Genomic DNA, 22,317 nt, shown 5'->3' with positions numbered 1-22,317 from the left:
ACGTATGCTGCCGATATTCGCTGCCTGGGTGCTAGGTCCGCTGTTGGCAACCTACACCGTGCTGTTTGTGCTGCGCATTTTCCTGTCCTGGTATCCGCAACTGGATACTTCCCGCCTTCCCTATTCCCTGGTGGTCGGCCTAACAGAGTTTCTGTTGCGCCCGACACGCCGCCTGATCCCGCCTCTGGGGGGTGTAGACATGGCGCCTGTGGTTTGGGTGGGCCTAGTAACCCTGTTGCGGGAGCTGTTGCTGGGGCAGCAGGGTCTGCTAACGATGGCCCTACACCCGTCTTTCTAGGGCTTTTGTAGGAGAGGGAGCCGCTGCTGGAAGGGTTGTTGGACATTGGCTCCTTCTCGCCTCTCCTCCTGAGCCTGTTTCAGGTGCCGAATTAGCTCTGGCACCACCTGGTAGAGATCCCCCACAATGCCGTAGTGGGCGAATTTGAAGATGGGGGCGGAGCTGTCCTTGTTGATGGCGATGATAAGCTGGGACTTGTCCATGCCGACTCGGTGCTGGATGGCTCCCGAAATGCCACAGGCAATGTAGAGCTGAGGACGGACAGTTTTCCCCGTTTGGCCTACCTGGTGGGCATAGGGGATCCAGCCGGCATCGACAGCCTTGCGAGAAGAGCCAACGGCGCTGTTGGGGAAACAGGCGGCTAGCTCCCTCATCAGCTCAAAGCCTTCCGCGCATCCCAGGCCGTAGCCGCCTGCAACGATGACTTTGGCGCGGCTGAGATCCACTGCCTGGGAAAGGTTGCGCACCGTTTCCACAATGTGCAACTTTAGATCCTCCGGCTTCAGGTTAACCGGCACCGGGATCACCTCCCCCTGGCGAGATCCGTCCCACGGCAGGGGCAGCATCACCCCAGGGCGCACCGTGGCCATTTGCGGATTCTTCCAAGGTCCAAGAATGCGGGCTTTGAGCGATTCGCCAAAGCTGGGCCGAATAGCGTACAGGCAGGCGGGGAAGAAGCCAGCCTTGCTGGGATCTCTGCTGTTGGTGTACTCAAAGGGGCCGATGTCCAGCTCGGTGCAATCGGCGGTCAAGCCCGTTTCCAGGTGGGCTGCCAAGCGGGGGGCCAAGTCGCGGCCAGTGGTGGTGGCGCCAAATAGCAAGATGTGGGGCGGCTGAGGCCAGCTTTTGATGAGATCCACGATGACGCGGCGGTAAGGCAGAGTGCGGTATTGAGCCAGCTCTGGGTGATCGGCAATGAAGACTTGATCCGCCCCGTGGCCGATGAGGAGGGGGGGCAAGTGGGCGATGTTGTGCCCAAGGACAAGGGCACTCAGGATCCCTCCTAGCTTGTCCGCTAGCCGTCGCCCTGCTCCTAACAACTCCAGAGCGATGGGCTGTAGCTCCCCGTCTACTTGCTCGGCAAAGACCACTACCCGCTTGCTATCCATAAGTTGGGACTCCTCTTGGGGTGGGGAAGCTAAGAGGTCAGGGTGTAGCGGAACAAGTCAACGGCTTGGGTGAGTTGTTGCACCAGTTGGGGCAGCGGCTGCCCCTGAAAAACTTGACACCGGCCGCCCATCTCCCCAACTTTTTCGGTAGCGGCCACAATGGTCGGGGATCCCTTGAGGCCACAGCGGTCTGGATCGGCTCCTATGTCGTCTAGGCTAAGAATCTGGATGACCTCAGCCCGTGCTGCCTCGTCCCGCATGAGCCGCTGCACCCGCTGCATGCCGCGCAGGGTAGGGTAGGCCAAGCGTCGCGCTGTGTTAGCCACTGTAACCAGAACCGGCAAGGGCACCCTTACTGTCTGGGATCCTCCTTCGATAGCCCGCCGCGCCACCAAGATCCCCTCTTGGATCTCAAAGGCCTCGCAATAGGTAACCTGAGGGATCCCCAGCCGCTCCGCCAACTGGGGCCCCACTTGGGCTGTATCGCCGTCGGTGGTCTGGAGCCCGCAGAAGAGGATATCCGGCTGGCCCGCATAGCGAACTGTCTGGGCCAAGGTGTAGGCAGTGGCCAAGGTATCGGAAGCAGCGAGGCGGCGATCGGTTATCAGAATGCCCCGATCCACGCCGTGGGCAATGGCCTCGTAAAGTACCTCGATGGCTGGCGGTGGCCCCATGGTGATTGCCGTCACCCTGGCCCCGTGCTGGCGTTTGGTTTGGAGAGCCGCTTCCAGGGCATAGCGATCAAAGGGGTTTAACATCCGCTTGGCCTTGGCCCGGTCGATGGTGCCATCGCTGTTGACGCCCGTTTTGCTATTAGGATCGGGCACTTGCTTAATCAAAACAAAGGTCTCCAAGGGCGCTTGTCCCCTACTGATCTCCTCCAAGGTAGAAGGGATTTCCTGTCCCACAAAACTTATTCAGCTTTTTTTTGGGATCACTACCAGCTTTAGTCAGCCGTTACTTGTTGTTACCGTTTATCTGTTGCTAGCAGCCTTTTGGCGAGCCCAATCGGCAAGCTTACTAGACCTTGCCAAGCCGATGGAGTTAGCCTGCTTAATTTCACTGGAAGACAAAGTTTCTTGTCTACAGGTAAAGTGCCGGTGGTTACAGTCAGCATTAAGTAGCAACAGACTTCACGCCGTAACTTTGGCGGTGGCTGAGGTGAAGGCCCCTGAACGCCTCTTGCGCAGCGCAGGGCAATCAAAAGGTGTAGCCGCAACTGCTTCGCGGCAAGCAGACTGCTCTCATCCGTTGGAAATTGCCATCCTCGAGACACTAGGATTTTGGTCTTCACTCCCTAGAACCAGGCCGGCTGGAGCAGAGAGGAGGCAGTTGTGTCAAAATCAAGAGACGCGCTGGTGCCCAGTTGAGCTTTCGCAGAGTTGTCTTGGTACCCTCAGCCATGGTCACCCAGTCCCTATCCACCTCCCTGATTCGCTTTCTCACCGCTGCCGTAGCCGAAAGCATTCAACGGGCAGCCGCAGCAGGGCAACTGGGATCCTTGACTCCCGAGCGGGCAGCCGGCGTGGTGCCAGTTGTTCAGATCCCCAGCGATCCTCGCTATGGCGATTACGCCTGTCCCACTCCCTTGGGAATGGCCAAGCTCTGCCGCCTAGCGCCGGCTCAGATCGCTCAAACTCTGCGAAAACACCTGGATTTGCCGGATATTGAAACTGAGGTGGCAGGAGGAGGGTACCTCAACTTTCGGCTTGGGGATCCCTTTTTGGCCAGGCGACTGCAAGAGTTGTTGAGGTTGGGGGACGACTTTGGCAAAACCGCCAGTCCTCATCCCGAGCGCATTTTGCTGGAATATGTTTCTGCCAACCCAACAGGGCCGCTGCACGTAGGGCATGGCCGCTGGGCGGCGGTTGGCTCCACCCTGGCTAACCTGCTGCGCTGGACAGGCCACCAAGTGGAGCGGGAGTTCTACATTAACGATGCCGGCAATCAGATGCGGCTCTTAGGTCAGTCTCTAGAGGTGCGGGTGCGGCAACTCCAGGGCGAAGAAGTGGCTCTGCCAGAGGACGGCTATCACGGCAGTTACTTGATCGATATTGCTCGGCGGCTGCTGGAGCAAGTGCAGGCTGGGATCCGCCCTCTGCCAGCCAGCCTAGAGGAATACATAGAGTTTGCTTATGAGGAAATCCTGGCCTGGCAAAAGCAGACCCTACAGCAGTTGCGCACCGAGTTCGATCACTGGTTTAGCGAGCGCCGCTTGCATACGCCAGATCCCCAGACGGGCCTGAGCGCTATCCAGCAGGCTTTGCAAGAGCTGCAAGAGCGCGGTTTTCTCTATAGGGCTAGAGCGCCGCGAGGCGAGGATCCCAAGCTAGGGGCCGAGGAGGCCGTTTACTTCAAAACCCAAGAATTTGGCGACGACAAGGATCGGGTGGTGCAGAAGGCTGATGGCTCGTTTACCTACCTAGCGGCTGATATCGCTTACCACCGCGACAAAGTCCGGCGGGGCTACCAGCGGCTGATCAACATCCTTGGCTCGGATCACCATGGCTATATTGGTCGCCTGAGGGCAGCGGTGGCGGCCTTCAACCCAGAGGTGAAGCTGGAAATCCTGATTGGCCAATTTGTCAAGTTGTTTAAAGCTGACCCGGAAACTGGAGAGAAGGTCGAAGTGCGCATGTCCAAGCGCACTGGCAATTTTGTTTCGCTAAACGATCTCATCGAAGATCCAGAAATTGGCGTGGGGGTCGACGCAGCGCGCTGGTTTTTGCTCAGCAGCAGCATGGACAGTCCCATCAACTTTGATTTGGATTTAGCTGTCAAGCAAACTTTCGATAACCCAGTGGTCTATGTCCACTACAGCCACGCCCGCTGCTGTACCCTGTTGCGGCGGTTACAGGAGGAAGAAAAAGTGAAACTAACTGACGAAGTTGCCCTGACGGAGCAACGAAGACTGCCCTACAGAGAACCCGAAGAGCGAGCCTTGCTGTTGCGCCTGTTGGCTCTGCCGGATGAGCTGATTGCCGCTGCCGAGGAGCGCGCCCCGCATAAAATCATCCGCTATGCAGAAGCCGTTGCTGCCGATTTCAACAAGTTTTACGACAACTGCCGCATTTTACCTCTCTTGAAAGAGGATCCCCTCTTGGCGCAAGCCCGCATTCAACTAGTGCAAGCTACGCGGCAGGTCTTGTTTAACGTGCTCACTGGCATCCTCGGCCTAAGTGCCCCCGAGTCCATGTAAAGCTTGACCGAGTTCCTATCCAAGGTTCGAGCAGTAAAAAAGGGATCCCACTTATAGGGATCCCTGAGTTGCTTTAGCTAGGCAGTTAGCCCGACAAGGAAGCCGTCGAGGCGATGAGGAAGGCCGCGTAGGTCAGCACGTACCCCACTGTGAAGTGAGCTAGACCCACCAAGCGCCCTTGCACAATCGACAGGGCCACTGGCTTATCCTTCCAGCGGATCAAGTTAGCCAAGGGAGTGCGCTCATGCGCCCACACCAAGGTCTCGATCAGCTCTTGCCAGTAGCCGCGCCAGGAGATGAGGAACATGAACCCCGTGGCCCACACCAGGTGGCCGAACAGGAACATCCAGGCCCAAACCGACAGGTTGTTCATCCCGTAGGGGTTGTAGCCGTTGATCAACTGAGCGGAGTTGGCCCAGAGGTAGTCCCGCAGCCAGCCCATGAGGTAGGTGGAGTTCTCGTTGAACTGGGCGGTGTTGCCGCTCCAGATCCCCAGGTGCTTCCAGTGCCAGTAGAAGGTGACCCAGCCAATGGTGTTCAGCATCCAGAACATGGCCAGGTAGAAAGCATCCCAGGCCGAGATGTCGCAGGTGCCGCCCCGGCCCGGCCCGTCGCAGGGGAAGCTGTAGCCGAAGTCTTTCTTGTCCGGCATCAGCTTAGAGCCGCGGGCATCCAGCGCCCCCTTGACCAGGATCAATGTGGTGGTGTGCAGGCCCAGAGCAATGGCGTGGTGCACCAGGAAGTCCCCAGGGCCAATGGGCAGGAAGAGGAACCCATTGGGGTCGTTAATGGCTTGCAGCCAGCCTGGCAGCCACACGTTGCCGTGGTTGGGCCAAGCAGTGGAGGCAATGCTGTTGGGATCCGACAACAGCACGTTCATGCCATAGAGCATCTTGCCGTGGGAGGCCTGGATGAACTGGGCAAACACCGGCTCGATCAGGATCTGCTTCTCCGGCGTGCCGAAGGCCTGCATGACGTCGTTGTGGACGTACAGCCCCAGCGTGTGGAAGCCCAAGAACAGCGACACCCAGCTCAGGTGGGAGATGATCGCCTCCTTGTGATCCAGCACCCGCGCCAGCACGTTGTTCTTGTTGGCCTCGGGATCGTAGTCCCGCACCAGGAAGATGGCTCCGTGAGCAAAAGCTCCTACCATCAAGAAGCCAGCAATGTACTGGTGATGGGTGTAGAGAGCCGCCTCCGTGGTGTGATCCATGGACATGAACACGTAGGGGTTGAGGGCGTACATATGCTGGGCCACCAGCGAGGTCACCACCCCCAAGCAGGCCAGAGCCAGTGCCAATTGGAAGTGCAGGGAGTTGTTGACCGTGTCGTAGAGGCCCTTGTGCCCTTCGCCCAGTAGGCCCCCAAAGGGAGTGTTCTTGGGTGGGTTATGGGCGCCCAGGATCTCGCGGATGCTGTGGCCGATGCCCCAGTTGGTTCGATACATGTGGCCAGCCACAATGAAGAGCACGGCAATGGCCAGGTGGTGGTGGGCCATGTCCGTCAACCACAGAGACTGGGTGTTGGGGTTGAAGCCGCCCAAGAAGGTAAGGATGGCCGTGCCCGCCCCTTCTGCGGTGCCCCAGACGTGGTTGGCCGTGTCTGGGTTCTGGGCGTACACCCCCCAGTTGAGGGTGAAGAACGGCTTCAGGCCCGCTGGGTGGGGCAGGGTGGTGAGGAAGTTGTCCCAACCTACGTGCTGACCGCGGGACTCGGGGATGGCCACATGGATCAGGTGGCCCGCCCAAGCCAAGGAGCTGACGCCAAACAGGCCGGCCAGGTGGTGGTTGAGACGGGCTTCGGCGTTCTTAAACCAGCTCAGGCTGGGGCGGAAGCGAGGCTGTAGGTGCAGCCAGCCAGCAAACAGGAACACCGCTGCTAGTAGCAGTAGGCCAATGGCGCCGGCGTAGAGATCGCCGTTGGTGCGTAGGCCAATGGTGTTGAACCAGTAATAGAGGCCAGAGTAGGCAGCATTCACAGGGCCACCGCCACCAGGTTGGGTGAAGGCCTCCACTGCCGCCTTGCCAAAGTGGGGATCCCAAATGGCGTGGGCAATAGGCGTGACGCCGGTGGGGTTGGCCACCCATTGCTCATAGTTGCCCTGCCAGGCGATGTGGAAGACGTTGCCAGAGGCCCACAGGAAGATGATCGCCAGATGGCCGAAGTGGGTGGCAAACAGCTTTTGGTAGAGCCGCTCCTCTGTCATGCCATCGTGGGTCTCGAAGTCGTGGGCGGTGGCAATGCCATACCACAGACGTCGAGTAGTGGGATCGCTAGCCAGGTCTTGGCTGAATTGGGGAAAACGAGTTGCAGTGGTCATGATTGTCTCTTCCTCCTTGCCTTAGCCGAGTGCGGCAAACCGTGCCAGGAAGAACGCCCAAGTGGTCACGATTCCGCCCAGCAGGTAGTGGGCCACACCGACCGCCCGTCCCTGGATGATGCTGAGGGCGCGAGGTTGAATGGCCGGAGCAACTTTCAGTTTGTTATGGGCCCAGACGATGGACTCGATCAGCTCCTGCCAGTAGCCGCGACCGCTGAACAGGAACATTAAGCTGAAGGCCCAGACGAAGTGGGCGCCCAAGAAGAGCAGTCCATAGGCCGACAGCGCCGAGCCATAGGAGTTGATCACCTGCACCGATTGGGCCCACAGGAAGTCCCGCAACCAGCCGTTGATGTTGATAGCGCTGGCTGCAAAGTTGCCTCCGGTGAGGTGCTCAATCGTGCCGTCCGGGTTGACGGTGCCCCAGATGTCGCTCTGCATCTTCCAACTGAAGTGGAAGATCACGATCGAGATGCAGTTGTACATCCAGAACAGCCCCAGGAACACGTGATCCCAAGCGGAGACTTGGCAAGTGCCGCCGCGGCCCGGGCCATCGCAGGGGAAGCGGAAGCCCAGCTTGGCCTTATCGGGGATCAGGCGAGAAGAGCGAGCAAACAGCACCCCCTTGAGCAGGATCAGCACCGTGATGTGGATGGTCATGGCGTGAATGTGGTGAACCATGAAGTCCGCCGTGCCCAGCACCATCGGCATCATGGACACCTTGCCACCCACAGCCACCACATCACCCCCAAAGATGGGGCTTACCGAAGCGCCCACATAGGGAGCAGTGCTAGCGATGGCCTTGGTGTGCAGCGATTGAATCCACTGGGCAAAAATGGGCTGCAGCTGGATGCCTGTATCCGAGAACATGTCCTGCGGACGGCCCAGGGCCTGCATCGTGTCGTTGTGAACGTAGAAGCCGAAGGCGTGGAAGCCCAGGAATAGGCACACCCAGTTCAGGTGGCTGATGATGGCGTCGCGGTGGCGGATCACCCGATCCAAGACATTGTTGCGGTTCACCGCCGGGTCATAATCGCGAACCATGTAGATGGCCCCGTGGGCAGCGCCGCCAACGATAAACAGGCCCCCTATCCACATGTGGTGGGTAAATAAGGAGATCTGGGTGGCGTAGTCAATGCCCATGTAGGGATAGGGGTTCATGGCGTACATGTGCTGGGCCACGATGATGCTCAGGGATCCCACCATGGCCAGGTTGATGGCCAGTTGGGCGTGCCAAGAGGTGGTTAGCACTTCGTACAGACCCTTGTGGCCCTCGCCCGTGTAGGGGCCCTTGTGGGCTTCCAGGATCTCCTTAATGGAGTGGCCAATGCCCCAGTTGGTGCGGTACATGTGGCCAGCCACGATAAAGAGCACGGCAATGGCCAGGTGGTGGTGGGCCTGATCCGTCAGCCAGAGGGCGCCCGTTTGCGGATCCAGACCACCCTTGAAGGTGAGGAACTCCGCGTACTTGCCCCAGTCCAAGGTAAAGAAAGGCACCACCCCGCTGAAGAAGCCCCAATCCACGCTGGGGAACATCTCCTTCATCAGGGCCGGCTTGAGGATGAATTCATGGGGCAGAGGGATCTGAGCCGCCGGCACGCCGGCATCCAACATCTTGTTGATGGGAATGGCCACGTGGATTTGGTGACCAGCCCAGGCCAGCGCACCTAGCCCCAGCAGGCCCGCCAGGTGGTGGTTGAGCATCGACTCTACGTTTTGGAACCACTCCAGCTTGGGAGCCCGCTTGTGGTAGTGGAACCAGCCAGCAAACAGGCAGAGGGCGGCCATCACCAAGCCGCCAATGGCCGTTACCAGGAGCTGAAACTCATTGGTGATGCCGGCAGCCCGCCAGAGGTGAAAGAGGCCCGACGTGATGCGGATCCCTTCAAAGCCGCCGCCCACATCACCGTTGAGGATCTCCTGGCCAAAAATGGGCCAGACTACCTGGGCGCTGGGCTTGACATTGATGGGATCAGCCAGCCAAGCGGAGTAGTTGGAAAACTGAGCGCCGTGGTAGTACATGCCGCTCAGCCAAACGAAGACCACCGCCAGGTGGCCGAAGTGCGCCGAAAAGATCTTGCGAGAGATGTCTTCTAAGTCGCTGGTGTGACTGTCGAAGTCATGGGCAAGAGCATGCAGGTTCCAGATCCAGGTCGTGGTCTTGGGCCCCCGCGCCAGGCTGCGATCGAAGTGCCCTGGCTTGGCCCATTTCTCAAATGAGGTGGGAACTGGATCGATATCAACCGAAACCTTGACTTTTGGCTCTCGCTCCCTAGGTGTAGTTGTCATCAAGAACTCCTCTCTTGCGACCAGGAACGAAGCACCCCCGCCCTAGCAAAACTGGGGATTCTCCCCTGGGCGGGACTTACCTGGCATTATAGGTCAGCCTCTGTAAACCCCCTGTCGCTTCACAATAATTAAACTCAGGCGCCAGGCATCCCCTCCCACCTGAGGGATTACGGCAGGCTGGGGATCTCTCCTTTGCATAGTTGTGTAACGGACTTTCAGCTCGCGGAAAGAGCTGGCCGGGATGGATCACTCGTTTCAGTGGCTAGCCCAAATAATCGGTCTGGCAGCAGAAGGGCAGTGCCTACCCCAGCGGCGCGAAGTCGAAAATTGCGGGGCAGGGATCCCTCAAGATCCGTTTGCTAAACTGTGAGCAATTTGCTGACAAGCTCTGGCGATGGCCACTTCTGCCTGCACCTTTTTGCATTTGGCCGATGTGCATCTGGGCTGCGACCGCTACGACAGTCCAGAACGGAGCAAAGATTTTTTCTTGGCCTTTCGGGATGTGGTGCGCCGCCATGCCATTCAGAAGCGGGTAGACTTCGTCCTCATTGCTGGCGACCTGTTTGAGCATCGACAAATTCAGCCGGGGGTTCTCAACCAAGCCCAGCTTGTCTTGCGGGAGCTGAAGCAGGCAGGGATCCCGGTTTTGGCCATCGAGGGCAACCACGACAGTCGCCCCTATGGTGTCAAGACCAGTTGGCTGCGCTACTTGGCCGATCATGGAGAGCTCATTTTGCTGGAGCCAGAGGAAGGGGAACAGGGCCTGGAGCTGCACCCCTGGTCAGACGGGCGGGGTAGCTACTTGGATCTCCCCTGTGGAGTGCGGGTCATCGGCTCCCAGTGGTATGGGTCAGCAGCTCCCAAGTCCATTGAGCAGTTGGCGGCAGCTATTCGGCAGTTGCCTCCTGGCCCCGAGCGGGTGGTGTTGATGTTCCACCACGGACTGGAAGGGCAAATTGCCCGCTACCAGGGCGCCTTGCGCTACCGGGATCTCCTGCCTCTACGGGAGGTGGGGGTGGGCTATCTAGCCTTGGGACATATCCACAAAAGCTATGCAGAAGAAGGCTGGATCTTCAATCCAGGATCGCTGGAGGCCACCAGTACTGCTGAATGGGACCTTCCGCGAGGGGCTTATCGCGTCCGCTGGGGAGAGGGACCGCCCCAGGCAGAGCTGGTGCAGGATTACTACCAAAGACCCTGTCAGCGACTCTACCTCGAGGCTAAGGGTCGAGAAACGCCTGCCGAAATTGCTGCAGCAGCCCTTGCCATGGCCAAGGAAGTTGGGCCGCCAGGCGACGGGCCAGAGCCGCTGGTAGAGTTGCGGCTGGTAGGCCAGGTGGGCTTTGCCAAGCACGAGCTGGATAGCCGAGCTCTGCAACGGCAAATTCAGCAGCTTACCGGTGCTCTGGTTGTCCTGTTTCGTTTCGAGGCCAATTCTCTTGAGATTGGCTCGGCCGCTCTTTCCCTTGAAGAAGAGCAAAGGCTCCAAGTTGAAGAGAAAATCTATAGGGATCTGCTGAGCAGTCATGCCCACTACCGGAAGCGCAGCAAGGAGCTGGCGCAGCTGCTTTTGGATCTCAAAGAAAGAGTCTTGGAGGGACAAAGCGAGGCAGAGATATACACCCACCTGAGCAGAGCCTTTGTAGGAGAAGAAGACTGATCATGCGGATCCTCTCGGTAGCTCTCCAGAACTTTAAGGCCTACGAGGAAGCTGTCTTTGAATTTGAACCCGGTATCAACGCTATCTGTGGAGAAAACGGAGCCGGAAAAACCAGCATTCTGGAGGCCATTGCTTGGGTTCTGTTTGACTACTGTCCCTACAACCAAGAGGAGCTGATTCGCACAGGCGCCAACGATGCGGTGGCCACTGTACAGTTTGTCTCGAAATGGGATCAGCGCACCTACAGTGTCCGCCGCAGTGTAGCCCAGGGCTATCGCCTCTTTGACCCCCAGCTCAAGCAGCGCCTAGACTGCGAACGCAAAACCGATGTACTGGCTTGGCTAAGGCAACACTTGGGAGTGCCGGCGGGTACAGATTTAGCACGGCTGTTTGCTACAACTATCGGCGTGCCCCAGGGTACATTTACAGCAGACTTTCTCAAAACAAGCAAAGAACGAAAAGAAGTCTTCGACCGTATCTTGAAGGTAGAAGAATACCAGCAGGTTGCTAAGGACTTGCAGACGGTTGAAAAATACAGTGAGGCACAGGTTCAGGCTGTTAAGCACCGAATCGAGCTGCTTCATCAACAACTGCAAGACTGGGATCTACTCCAATCAGAACAGCAAGAGATTGAGCGGGAGTTAAACTACTGGCGAACACATCTCAATCAATGCATCTATACCCTAAGTGAAACTAGGCAGAAGCTTGAACACCTGGAGAAGCTGCTTGAGCAAATCCAAACACTTGAGCAGCAAATCGTTCAACTGGAGCAAAAGAGATCGCTACTAAATCTATCCCTTGAGCAAGCAGAAAAGCTATGGGCAGAAGCCAAGCAAGCTCAAGCAGAGCAAGAACAATCTCGAGCAGGGGCCCAGCGCTTCCTAGCCATAGAGGCTCAGCTGCGGGAGTTGGAAAAGCAACAGCAGCAGCGCTTGGAGTGGCTAAGGCAGCGAGAGAACCTACTCTTGCAAAAGCAGAACGTTGAAAATCAACTGGCAAGACTTCAGGAAAAACTAAGCCAGCTACAGCGCTGGAAACAGGAGCTAGAAGATCTTGCGCCCAAAATTCAGCTCCAGGAAGAGCTGGAGCGCCAACAAGACCGCTGGACTCAGCAGCTCAATACCTTGCTACAGCTATACCAGGAATGGGAACAACTACAAGGAAAGTGGTCAGCTCAATCTGAATGTTGTCAACTCTTACAGAGCCGAGTTCAAGAAGCGGAGCAAGCCCAGATCATTTGTCAACAGCATCAACCAGCCTATAGGCGCTATCTAGAGCTGGAAAACCTCATTGTCGAGCAAGAAAAGCTACGAGGGATCCGACAAACTCTAATGGCCCAGCGGGAAGCGCTGAGGCAGCATCTTCACCAGCTACAGTTGCGCGGATCCGAATATCAGCAACAGCTTCAGCTTTTGCAGAAAATGGAAGCCGATAGGCTTTCCTTGCAAGCTCTCTGCCAAAGGCAGACTGAATTGGAACAACGTTATAACCAAATTAGCCAAAGGCTAGCCTACTTTCAGACCTTGCGCCTTGAACTTAAACAACAAGAGAGAGAGTGGGAGCAGGCCCGCACCCAACTGGAACACCTGCAGCAGCAGCTTCAACAACGACAGGCCGACCTGGAGCGACTAGCCAGCCTACCCAGCCTAGAGGCTCAACGAGAACGGCTGCAAACTCAGCTAAGCCGCATCGCAGCAGCACGGCAGTTTCAACAAGAGCTGAAAGACCTTTTTGAGGAAAGCTCTTGCCAACTTACCGAGTGCCATCGCCGCATCCAGGAGCTTATCCAAGAGCTAGCTGTCTACCAACGCAACTACCCTCAGTTTCAGGCCCTATGGCAGCAGCTCCCGGAAGTCCTGTATCAGTCTTTGGTTCTGAACCAACGTTTGCTGCAGTCAATCCACCAAATCCTTCAGGATCTTGCCCCACAAACAGATGAGACTCAACTGCGCCAGCAACTGGCTGACATCCAGAGGCAGCTCAAGGCCCTGCAGCCCCTAATTGGCTTGACTGCCCAGATCCCTGAGCTGGAGGCTCAAATTGAGCAATTGACACACCTGCAAAACGAACGGCAACGCAAAATTGAGGATCTTCAGTGGAGCCTTGAGGCTGAGCACAACTTACTCCGGCAACACCAGGAAATTGGACAGGCTCTCCAGGCATTGGGAGATCCCAAAAGCCAGCTCCAGCGCCTAGAAAGGGAGCTCAGCCACAAGCCACAAGTAGAGCAAGAGTATCAGCGGATTGAGAATCAGGTTCATCAGCTTCAGCAGCAGATTCAAACTCTAGAACAGAACCTCAATCCTCTTTTGGATCTGGATGAAAAGATCATTGCTTTGCAGGAGGAACAGAGGCGCCACCGCGACGGCTACGAAACTTTTATTCGCATGCAGCTTCTAGCCCAAAGCTTGCCCCAGCGCCAAGATGAACTTCAAGCAGCTCAGCTAGTCTTAGACCAAATACAGAAAGCTAAGCAAGAAAAGCAAGCCCAGATTGACCGTTGGGAACAGATAGAAGGCTCCAAAGATTACCTGCAAGCCCAAGTTGCGAAAACTGCTGAAACTTTAAGGGAATTAGGGGATCCCAGAAGCCAAGCTGAGTGGCTAAAGGCAGAGCTTAAGCTGGAGGAGCAGTACCTAGGCCTGCAAGCCGGCTACCTTCAGCAAATCCAGGACTTAGAGGCAGTGCTCCAACCTCTTGAAGAAGCCCTGTCCCAAACTGAACACCTGGAGCAGGAGCTGGGATCCCTGCAAGAAGAACGCGAAAGATACCGCTTAGATCACGAACGCTACCTACGGGCGGAGCCTATTGCCAAATTGCTAACCGAGCGGGAACAAAAACTAGCCGAGCTCAAGGCCCAACAGCAAGAGTTGCAAACTCAACTAGCTCAACTGCAGGCAAAGCTGGATCCGCTAACTTCCCTCTACCAGCCGCAGGAGCACCAACATCTTCGATCCCTTTTGCAGTCTACCGAGATCCAAAAAGCCAAGGCCCAAGCTCGACTGGAAAGCCTTTCCCCGCAGTTGCAGAAAATCCAGGAGAGACTGCAGCAACTGGAACAGGTGAAGCAAGCCTTAAAGCAAGCTGAGGTGGAAAGAGCTGAAAAAGAGCGGCTGCACCGCTTCATTAAGTTTAGTCGAGATACCTACAAAAAAGCCGGTCCTCAAATTGCCCAGTACTACCTGCAACAGATCAACATTGTTGCCGATCACCTCTTTCGCGAAATTCTCAACCGCTCTGATGTCAGCCTTACTTGGGAACCCGACTATGAGATTCGCATCCAAGAAAGAGGGGGGGCCAAACGACGTTTTGCCAGCCTTTCTGGAGGAGAGCAAATGTCGGCAGCTCTAGCTGTTCGCTTAGCTTTGCTCAAGGTACTGGGACAGTTGGACATTGCCTTTTTTGACGAGCCTACTGCCAACATGGATGCCCAGCGCCGCCAACGACTAGCGGAAGCCATTACCAACTTGCGTTCCTTTGAGCAGCTATTCGTAATCAGCCATGACAATACCTTTGAGCAAGTGACGGAAAACATCATTCGCGTGGAAAGGCACTCCGGATGATGAGGAGGAATGACAGTCATGGTTTTTAGAGCTGACCGGGTGCTGGCTGTTTTACGGCAGAAGCGCGAGGCTTTTGCTACTTTCGATCGAGGGCTTTCAGAGCGCCGAGAGTGGTACCGCCAGGCGATGGAGAAATTATGCCAGTGGTCAAGCGCAAAGATTGCTGAAAGAGTAGCTCGATTGGCTTTCCCAGGTGCCTTGCCTACTCAGGAATGGGATCTTTACTCCAGCTGGACAGTCCCTTTTAAGCAAAAGTGGAATAGCTATGAAGAAAGCTATGAATGGGCAAGACCAGTTATTAAAAACATCCCTACCTTTGCAGTAGATGGATCCCAAATCTACCCCAGCAAAGATTTGTCAATACCGGTAGCCCTAGTGCAGATTGGCTGGTATGAGAACTATCACTGCGACCAGGGCCTATACCAAAAGGATATTCAGGTCGATGTACTAACGCCAAGAGATTTGGAAGCGGGAAGTAGTGGCGAGCCCAAAGAGAGTATCGTCAACAGGCGCCGCTTTCAGATGGAAACAGAAAAAGTTGCCGAATATATTTGGCAATCTCGACCTGGATCCCAAAAACTAGCCTTCTTGGATGGGGTATTGGTGGCTACTTTTGCTGAAACTCTTGATGCTAAGAGTCAAGACTTCTATGTGGAGTGTTTGTTACAGGTACTGCGAGCTAGTGAGCAAAACCGGATCCCTGTTGTAGCTTACATTGACACTACATACAGCTCGGATTTGGTAACGCTGCTAAGGCACTGCTTTGATCTTCCCGAAGCTCCCTACCTACACGATGCGCAGCTCCTTAGCTCCTGGTTAGAGTGGGGAGACCGAACCCCTTTTTTTGTCTGCGCCTGCAGTGGCGTTCTCAACCCTCAAGAGGGGATCCTCAGCCGCTATCAGGAAATGCAAAGGCGAGTGGGGTTTGTTTACCTACGCACCACTAACGAAAACTTTCCAGCTCGACTAGAGATCCCCGTTTGGGTTTACGAGGCAGGCCTGTTGGATTGGCTGGTAGATTTGGTACGCTGTGAGGTAATTATTGGCCGAGGCTACCCGTATGTACTGGAGACGGCAGATCAGGTGGCCGTTATCCGCAATGAAGATCGCAACCTTTTCTTGCGCCTAATGCAGGAGTGGGCCAGCCGCGAGAAGCTTAACCTCCGGCTATCGCGGAAAACCCTTAGCAAGCTGCAGCGGAGACGGATCTGATGAGACTGGGCAAGGTGGTTCGCTCCAACAGTCACTGCGACTACGTGGTACAGGTGGATGATGCTCTAGAGGTCAAAAACCCTCCCTCCCCTGAAGACTATGGCTTTGGCAGCTTTGTCAAGCTGGAAAGCAACCAACGGCACTGGGCTGTGGGCTTAGTTTACAACAGTCAGATTTTAAACCCCATGTTTCCTAACGCTGGGCCCCGTCTTTCCAGCCAGCCGGATCCTTATTTCTCTCCTGATTTGCAAAATGAGGTGCGTACATTACTTTCGGTAATCCTCATAGGAGCTTTGGACGAAGAAAGGGGTTGTGGCTGGCAAGGGATCCCGCGCGTAGTGGTGCCTGTCAACACGCCTGTCTTTCGCATGAGCCACGAGGAAATTCTACGCTTTCATCTCAACCCTCAAGGCCAAACCCAATTTTCGTACTATGGACTGCTCTTAAGCAGCGGTGGTAATTTCGCCAATCACCTCGTCTATCAAGTCTTAAACGATATTATACCTATGTTTTCTGACCCCGCCCAGCGACGAGCTCTGCAAATTTTAAGCAAGGAACTGGCTTGGAAAATAACCGTAGGAGCGATACGCCGATGAACCAAAAAACTCTGGACACTTCCAATGGCCGCCCTAGAGAAAGCCCCTCTTTCCCGGCGGAGGATACTCCGGAGGTGATCGGCACCGTCAAAGGCCCTGGCGAGACCTCCAACCAATATGTGTTTATTACCTCCAATACCCAAGCGGTAAAAGTGGGCGATTTTGTCTATTACGAGGTGCGAGATTCTCAGTCCCAACCTCTAAAGATCTTGGGTAAAATTAGACAGGTTCAGCTTTTGGATCACATCCCCGACCGCATCTTTGCCGACACGGAGATCGATCCCAGCACCATTGTGGCCCTAGTTGGCTTTACCCATCCCAACCCGGAGATCTACGCTGTAACCGTCGAAGTCATCGGCTATTTCGATCGGGCTATGGGCTTTATTAACCCCCGCCGCTCCCCGGAGCCGGGCGCTAAGGTCTTTTTGGCTTCCAATCAGCTTTTGAAATCCGTCTTGAACAAGCGGGAGGAAACAGCAGTTGGGGGGGCCCATTTGGGCAGCCTGCTGCTGCGCGAGGAAGGAGCAGTTCCTGTGGTTCTGGATGTCAAGGAAATGGTCAGCACTCATCTAGCCATTTTAGCAGGAACCGGCTCCGGCAAATCCTACACAGCAGCGGTTTTGGTAGAAGAGCTGATGTTGCCCAAAAATCGCGCTGCTGTCCTGATTTTTGACCCGCATGGAGAATACCACACTTTAGCGGAAATGCAGTCTCATCCCAAGTTTGTAGGGGAAGATGGCTACAGACCTAGGGTCAAGGTTCTTTCTCCTCAGGAAATTAAGATTCGGGTGTCTTCTCTCAAATTTTTTGACATCCTCGCTCTGCTTCCAGAGACCACCGAGCGACAGAAATCTTTTCTGGAGAAAGCCTTCCGCAAGGTTACTCAGTTTGACCCACTGCACTGGACAATTCAGGATCTGATCGAGGCCGTTAACGAAGCAGACTCCAGAGAAGACGGCTCCCAAGGATCCTCGGCCCCTGCTTTGGAGTGGAAGCTGGAACAAATTGCTCGCTCCCCTTACTTTAGTAACGTAGAGCACCTGGCTCCTAGGGATTTATTTGAGCCGGGTCAAGTAACCATTCTCCAGATGCACGAAATCAGCCAAGAAGAACAGCAAGTTATCGCCGCTGCTATTTTGCGCCAGGCTAACCATGCCCGCATCAACACCGAAAAGGGCAAAATTCAGCCAGGAGATGAGAACTACCTGCCTTATCCTGTTTTCATTTTGCTAGAGGAAGCCCATCGCTTTGCTCCTGCGCACGAGCCTTCTCGTTGTAAACAAGTGTTGCGCACTATTCTTAGCGAAGGACGCAAGTTTGGGCTAGGGGTAGGGCTGATCACGCAACGACCCGGTAAGCTAGATTCAGATATCCTGTCGCAGTGCATGAGCCAGTTTTTGATGCGAATTGTCAACCCTGCCGATCAGGAAAACTTGCGCCATAGCGTCGAGGCTGCTGGCCGGGATCTCCTCCAAGAACTACCCGCTTTAAGTAGAGGGCAGGTGATTGTCTCTGGGGTGTGCGTCAATACCCCTGTCTTGTGCAAGGTGCGGCAGCGCTACACTCGGCATGGAGGCGACACCCTCGATGTCCTTAGCCACTGGCAGGGTTACTTCCGAAAGCACCGCCAACAGGAGCGCCTCGCTCACTCTGCCCCCCTCAAGCCGCGTCCTCAACCCCAAGTGGTGGATGGATTGAGCATCGACTAGTTTTGGGGCAAGCAGGATGAGGAAACAAATTTTTTTGCAAGGGTGGCTGGGCATCACCGCTGCCTTTTTGCTAGAAGCGGGGCCTGCCTATGCCCAGTTGCGGCTAATCCCTGACGCGGCGCGGCGGGTGTATGAGGCCCTGCCGGATCTGCCGCTGGAAAACACCTACACTCCCATTAACCCCAATGACAGCGGCCCCCGGCCTGAAGAAGATACCTTGGTGCGCCGGATGATGCTCTATCACCTGCAGGTGGCTGGGCGTTCCCCCACTGATCGCTTTGATTGGCAACTGACACTGGCTGACTATTGCGATGCCAACGAGCCAATGGTTGCCCAACAGTACCCTGGGGCTAACCGTCTTACAGTCAACCCCTACACTCGGGACAAAGCCGTTGTGCAATCTTTGAGCCGCCAGCAACGTCAAGCTCTGCTGCGGGCCCTTGTGCTGGCCTTTGGCGGGGATCCCGATCCCAAACCTCTGTACATTCCTCCCGACTTGAAGGCTGCCCCTGCCCTTCCCACTCCAGAGCCCATGAAACCCTTGCTGCTGCCGGGGAGGGGAGGGGCCGACTTGCTGAGGCCGCTCTGAAAGACTTATACAACCCCGGGCAAAAGCAGACTTTCGCTCGGGGTTGAGGCTTTCTTCCTGCTTCAGCGACCCATAGCTAGTAGCAGGCTCAACACCTACCACCCCGCCAGAGGGATCTCCACAGGCGTGACTTCCCCGCAAGCTGCAGGTAGTTGCTCCTTGCTCTTGATCGAGCACACAGGCTAAAGACGGAGCCAACTTTAGCCTAGGCAAAACGCCTACCCAAGAAGATGTACCGGCTAGCCTACTAGCTCAGCCCATCTACGTCAAGGCAGAAGGTTGGTTATGCCACAAAGTGGCCAATTGTACGGACTCCGTCCCGCTTACGCGAACGGTGAATCAAGGACTAGAGGAGAGCCCTGATGGCTTTATGCCTGGCATTGGAGCTGTTGGAGGAGCCAGTTGGCAGCCGCCGTGTTGGTCTCGCTGGCCAGGCGTTCCAGAGTCTGCTCAAGCAGGGCTATCGGCAGGCCCGCTAGCACCTGCGACTGGGCAATGGCCCGGTAGCGTCCATCCTCGGCCAAGGCAAAGGCAAAAACACGCCGCCCTTTGACATCGATGACCCAGTACTCAGGAATGCCCAGGCTGGCGTAGAGCTGCTTTTGCTCGTCTAGGTCAAGGCTGAGGGTGGTGTCGGCAATTTCGCCCACCAGGTCGGGAGGCCTTTGGAAACGCAAGTCAATCCGCCGCGGCTCGCCGGCTTGGTATCTGGGGATGTTTTCTCCCTTGTAGAGCACTAGGTCAGGGGCGCAGGCGTGGGTTTCTGGGTACTCAATCAGGCAGCGACCGTAGGACTGCAGCGGCACGTCCGGGTGCAGAAAGGCCCAGGCGAAAAAGATTGCCGTCATCAAATCGCTGACGGAGGCGTGCTCTGGCCCTTCCTTGCCCATGCTGACCCACAACCAGCCCTGGTAAAAAGAAATCTTCTGCCAGTCCAGGGTGGGATGGTTGCAAATGGTCAAGTAGTCCTGCCAGGTGGCGTCGTGCCGCTCGAGGATGGAAGGGGTGGCCGGCTTTGAAGCAAGAACCATTGCTCTTCCCTCAGGGGGTGGGGGAACTTTCCCTCAAGCCTATCACCCGTCCTCGCGAAGAGGCAGGCTAGGGACGGCCAGAAGCCTCAGAAGTCTAGGCCGGCAGCGGGGCTTTGCGCCAAGCCTGGGGCTGTCGGAACTTGTACAGATCCCGGATTAGCTGCACCCAGCCATCGGCCATGGACTCCACCAAAAGTTTGCCTTTCTCGGGCGTGGCAGCGGTGGCATCCCCCAGAACGCCGCTCTGGCTGAGATCGCGAGTTGTCCAAGCAAAAGAGATTCGCCCTTCCAGGCTGAGCAGACTGTCTTCCGGCAAATCTTGGGGGTACTCGCAGACTAGGCGGTCGGTGCGCACCGTCTCGGGCAACAGGTACATCAGCATGCTGGTCTCGCCGTCGCCAGCGTGGATGCCCAATTCCCGTTCTTTTTCTGTCATCAGCTCCTGCCCTTGGTGGGGAACGCGCCAGACGGAGATGGGGAAAAGAAGGAAATCTTCGTACTTCTGGTGTAGGTCGCGGGCCACAATCTGCAGCACCTCAGGTTGGCCGCCGTGGGAGTTGAGGAAGACCAGCTTGCGAAATCCAGCCCGGTAGATGCTTTCGGCTACTTCGGTGAGCAAAGCCATCAGGGTCTGGGCCGAGAGGGTGATGGTGCCCGGGAAATGCCAGTGCTCGTTGGCCTTGCCATAGCACTGGGTGGGCAGAACGTAAGCCGGGATCTCCGGCTCCAGTTTTTCCATGGCTCGCCCGATGATTGCCGTGCCGATGCAGGCATCCACCACCAGGGGCAAATGGGGCCCATGCTGCTCGATCGAGGCTACTGGCTGGATGATCACCACATTCTCTTTGTTGGGCATGGCCTGGATCTCTGTCCAGGTCAGGTAGGGGAAAAAGCGGTGGGGCGGGATAAAGGTGTGCATCATGGCGGGATCCGGTTGCAAGGAGTTTATGCCTTGCCTGCAAGGCTAGCACCGTGGGCAGTCTCTTAAGATCAGGTGGTAGTTGGTCTCAAGCTCACCAGGCGGAAGCCAGCCATCCCATGACCCTGTGGCCCTGTCTGCCTGCCCGCTGCAGCTTTGGTGGGGATCCCTCCCTTGGGGGACGTCCTCTGCCTGCTGGAAGGGGGGAAGAAGGGAGTGTCCCCACCTTGCCCCGCCCCATCCTAGCCCTGCCAGGGCCGCAGGCCACTCTCTATGGGGAGCTGATTCAGGCTTCTCTCCACCGTCTTGAGGCGGGATCTCGAGCCCTGCTCTGGGTGCGACCCCTGCTGCTTAGGGAGGGATCCCAAGTTTGGAAGCTGCGGGCCACGCCGGACTTGCTCTGGCCTGCTGCCGGTTTTGTTCCAGCCTACGCCGAGGAGATCCTGCCCCTGCTGGAGCAGGCTAGAGATCCTGGCCCCCATGAGCCCTCTGCGCGCCAGCGGCTCCAGGGGTTTCTGCGGCAGCTCTGGCAAGGCTAGGCTTTTTAGGAATCGCCAACGGACTGGCCACCAGCCAGCTCCTGCAGAGCCGATTCCAACCGCGCCAGCGCCTCGTCAATTTCCGCAGGAGTGACGATCAAAGGGGGCACAAAGCGCACCACCTGGGATCCTGCTGGCACCAGCAACAGCCCTTGCTCCATGGCAGCCCTGACCACCTCAGCCGCCGGGATCCGCATCACCAGCCCCTGGATCAGGCCCCAGCCGCGTACCTCTTGAACAAGCTGTGGGAACTGCTCTGCCAAGCAAGACAAACCCTGGCGCAGATAGCTGCCCGTCTGCTGAGCATTCCAAACCAGACTCTCCGCCATCAGGGTGCGGCAGACCGCTAGACCCACCGCACAGGCCAAGGGGTTGCCGCCAAAGGTGCTGGCGTGATCCCCTGGCTGGAACACCGCGCAAAAGTCCTTCGCCAACAGGGCACCAATAGGGATCCCGCCGGCCAGGCCTTTGGCCAGAGTAAACACGTCCGGCTCCACCCCCAGGTTGCAGTAGCCCCAGAGCCTGCCGGTGCGGCCCATCCCTACCTGCACCTCGTCCAACATCAGCAGGATGCCCCGCTCGCTGCAAACCCGGCGCAGCCACTGAAAGTAGGCGGGATCCCCAGGGACAACCCCCCCCTCCCCCTGCAGCGGCTCCAGCAGCACGGCACACACCCGCTCGCCCCAGCGCTCCAACACCGCTGCCGTGCCCTCGATATCGTTGTAGGGGACGTAGTCGAAGCCAGGCACTAGCGGCGCAAAGTCTTTTTGGTATTTCGGCTGGCCGGTGGCCGTGAGGGCAGCCAGGGTGCGGCCGTGGAAACTGCCGTGGGCGGTGAGGAGGATGGGATCCTCGATCCCGCGCACCGTGTGGGCATACTTGCGGGCCAACTTGATGGCACCTTCAACGGCTTCTGCCCCCGAGTTACAGAAAAACACCTTGTCAGCACAGGAGTGCTGGGTCAGCCACTGGGCCAGTTGCGCCTGGGGGCGGTTGTAGTAGAGGTTGGAGACATGGTGCAACTGCTGCGCCTGCTGCGTCAGCGCCTGGATCCAGGCAGGATGGGCATGGCCCAGCGTGCAGGTGGCAATGCCTGCCACAAAATCCAGGTACTCCCGCCCCTCTTCGTCCCAGACCCGGCAGCCTTCCCCGCGCACTAGGGTCAGGGGATAGCGAGCATAGGTGGACATCACATGCCGCTCAAACAGCTCGGCAGCGGTTGCAGGGCTTGGGAGAGTGTCAGGGGGAGAGAAGCCTGGCGGGGACATGCTCGGCAGGGGAAAA

The 22,317-nt window shown here is 56.9% G+C and carries 16 protein-coding genes; 9 read left to right on the top strand and 7 right to left on the bottom strand.

Features of this window, described 5'->3' with window-relative positions:
• Positions 1-4: 4 nt before the first annotated feature.
• Entirely contained in the window at positions 5-298 is a 294-nt protein-coding gene (locus NW860_RS08435) for a YggT family protein (protein WP_414396663.1), read from the top strand.
• Here NW860_RS08435 and NW860_RS08430 read toward each other — a convergent pair.
• Positions 295-1,407, bottom strand: coding sequence for an electron transfer flavoprotein subunit alpha/FixB family protein (locus tag NW860_RS08430; RefSeq protein WP_414513595.1), 1,113 nt, complete (start codon positions 1,405-1,407; stop codon positions 295-297). The two genes, NW860_RS08435 and NW860_RS08430, sit on opposite strands and share 4 nt — an antisense overlap.
• A gap of 29 nt (positions 1,408-1,436) precedes the next feature.
• Complete coding sequence (locus tag NW860_RS08425) at positions 1,437-2,261, bottom strand: electron transfer flavoprotein subunit beta/FixA family protein (protein ID WP_414405793.1); 825 nt, start codon at positions 2,259-2,261, stop codon at positions 1,437-1,439.
• A 548-nt stretch (positions 2,262-2,809) separates the two neighbouring features.
• On the opposite strand from NW860_RS08425, the gene argS reads away from it, so the two are divergent.
• Positions 2,810-4,606, top strand: a complete 1,797-nt coding sequence (argS, locus tag NW860_RS08420) for an arginine--tRNA ligase (protein WP_414396657.1) — start codon at positions 2,810-2,812, stop codon at positions 4,604-4,606.
• A gap of 85 nt (positions 4,607-4,691) precedes the next feature.
• Here argS and psaB read toward each other — a convergent pair whose 3' ends face one another.
• Together psaB and psaA are read right to left on the bottom strand one after the other, a co-directional pair.
• Positions 4,692-6,926 (bottom strand): photosystem I core protein PsaB, encoded by a 2,235-nt coding sequence (gene psaB, locus NW860_RS08415; RefSeq protein ID WP_414396655.1) that lies wholly within the window; start codon positions 6,924-6,926, stop codon positions 4,692-4,694.
• A 21-nt stretch (positions 6,927-6,947) separates the two neighbouring features.
• Positions 6,948-9,215: a photosystem I core protein PsaA gene (gene psaA, locus NW860_RS08410; RefSeq protein ID WP_414513591.1), complete on the bottom strand. Its 2,268-nt coding sequence runs from the start codon at positions 9,213-9,215 to the stop codon at positions 6,948-6,950.
• A gap of 394 nt (positions 9,216-9,609) precedes the next feature.
• Between psaA and NW860_RS08405 the strand changes: the two genes are divergently transcribed.
• From NW860_RS08405 to NW860_RS08380, 6 genes are read left to right on the top strand one after another with little or no spacing between them, the layout of a single operon-like run.
• On the top strand, positions 9,610-10,875 hold the full coding sequence (locus NW860_RS08405) for a metallophosphoesterase family protein (RefSeq protein ID WP_414513590.1): 1,266 nt from the start codon (positions 9,610-9,612) through the stop codon (positions 10,873-10,875).
• A 2-nt stretch (positions 10,876-10,877) separates the two neighbouring features.
• On the top strand, positions 10,878-14,438 hold the full coding sequence (locus tag NW860_RS08400; RefSeq protein ID WP_414513589.1) for an AAA family ATPase: 3,561 nt from the start codon (positions 10,878-10,880) through the stop codon (positions 14,436-14,438).
• A gap of 18 nt (positions 14,439-14,456) precedes the next feature.
• Positions 14,457-15,650: a DNA double-strand break repair nuclease NurA gene (locus NW860_RS08395; RefSeq protein WP_414405787.1), complete on the top strand. Its 1,194-nt coding sequence runs from the start codon at positions 14,457-14,459 to the stop codon at positions 15,648-15,650.
• Positions 15,650-16,246 (top strand): hypothetical protein, encoded by a 597-nt coding sequence (locus NW860_RS08390; RefSeq protein WP_414513587.1) that lies wholly within the window; start codon positions 15,650-15,652, stop codon positions 16,244-16,246. The genes NW860_RS08395 and NW860_RS08390 overlap by 1 nt, the downstream gene beginning before the upstream one ends.
• The gene (locus NW860_RS08385; RefSeq protein WP_414396639.1) at positions 16,243-17,955 is read left to right on the top strand and encodes a helicase HerA domain-containing protein; all 1,713 of its coding nucleotides are present in this window, start codon (positions 16,243-16,245) and stop codon (positions 17,953-17,955) included. Before NW860_RS08390 ends, NW860_RS08385 begins: the two co-directional genes overlap by 4 nt.
• Positions 17,956-17,971: 16 nt before the next feature.
• Complete coding sequence (locus tag NW860_RS08380; RefSeq protein ID WP_414396636.1) at positions 17,972-18,544, top strand: hypothetical protein; 573 nt, start codon at positions 17,972-17,974, stop codon at positions 18,542-18,544.
• Positions 18,545-18,912: 368 nt separating this feature from the next.
• Here the strand turns inward: NW860_RS08380 and NW860_RS08375 are convergent, their stop codons facing one another.
• Positions 18,913-19,575, bottom strand: coding sequence for a Uma2 family endonuclease (locus tag NW860_RS08375; RefSeq protein WP_414513584.1), 663 nt, complete (start codon positions 19,573-19,575; stop codon positions 18,913-18,915).
• A gap of 94 nt (positions 19,576-19,669) precedes the next feature.
• The gene (locus NW860_RS08370; protein WP_414395149.1) at positions 19,670-20,494 is read right to left on the bottom strand and encodes a creatininase family protein; all 825 of its coding nucleotides are present in this window, start codon (positions 20,492-20,494) and stop codon (positions 19,670-19,672) included.
• A 119-nt stretch (positions 20,495-20,613) separates the two neighbouring features.
• Here NW860_RS08370 and NW860_RS08365 point away from each other — a divergent pair, with 119 nt between their 5' ends.
• Positions 20,614-21,033, top strand: coding sequence for a hypothetical protein (locus NW860_RS08365; protein ID WP_414409765.1), 420 nt, complete (start codon positions 20,614-20,616; stop codon positions 21,031-21,033).
• A 5-nt stretch (positions 21,034-21,038) separates the two neighbouring features.
• Here the strand turns inward: NW860_RS08365 and NW860_RS08360 are convergent, their stop codons facing one another.
• A complete protein-coding gene (locus tag NW860_RS08360) occupies positions 21,039-22,301 on the bottom strand; it encodes an aspartate aminotransferase family protein (RefSeq protein WP_414405273.1) in 1,263 nt (420 codons plus the stop codon).
• Between the last annotated feature and the right edge of the window lie 16 nt (positions 22,302-22,317).

Origin of the sequence: Synechococcus sp. F70.1 (assembly GCF_047502745.1) — a bacterium.
In the GTDB taxonomy this organism is placed as follows: Bacteria; Cyanobacteriota; Cyanobacteriia; order Thermostichales; family Thermostichaceae; genus Thermostichus.
The sequence above is the reverse complement of the archived record's forward strand: the minus strand, read 5'-3'. Positions and strand labels throughout refer to the sequence as shown.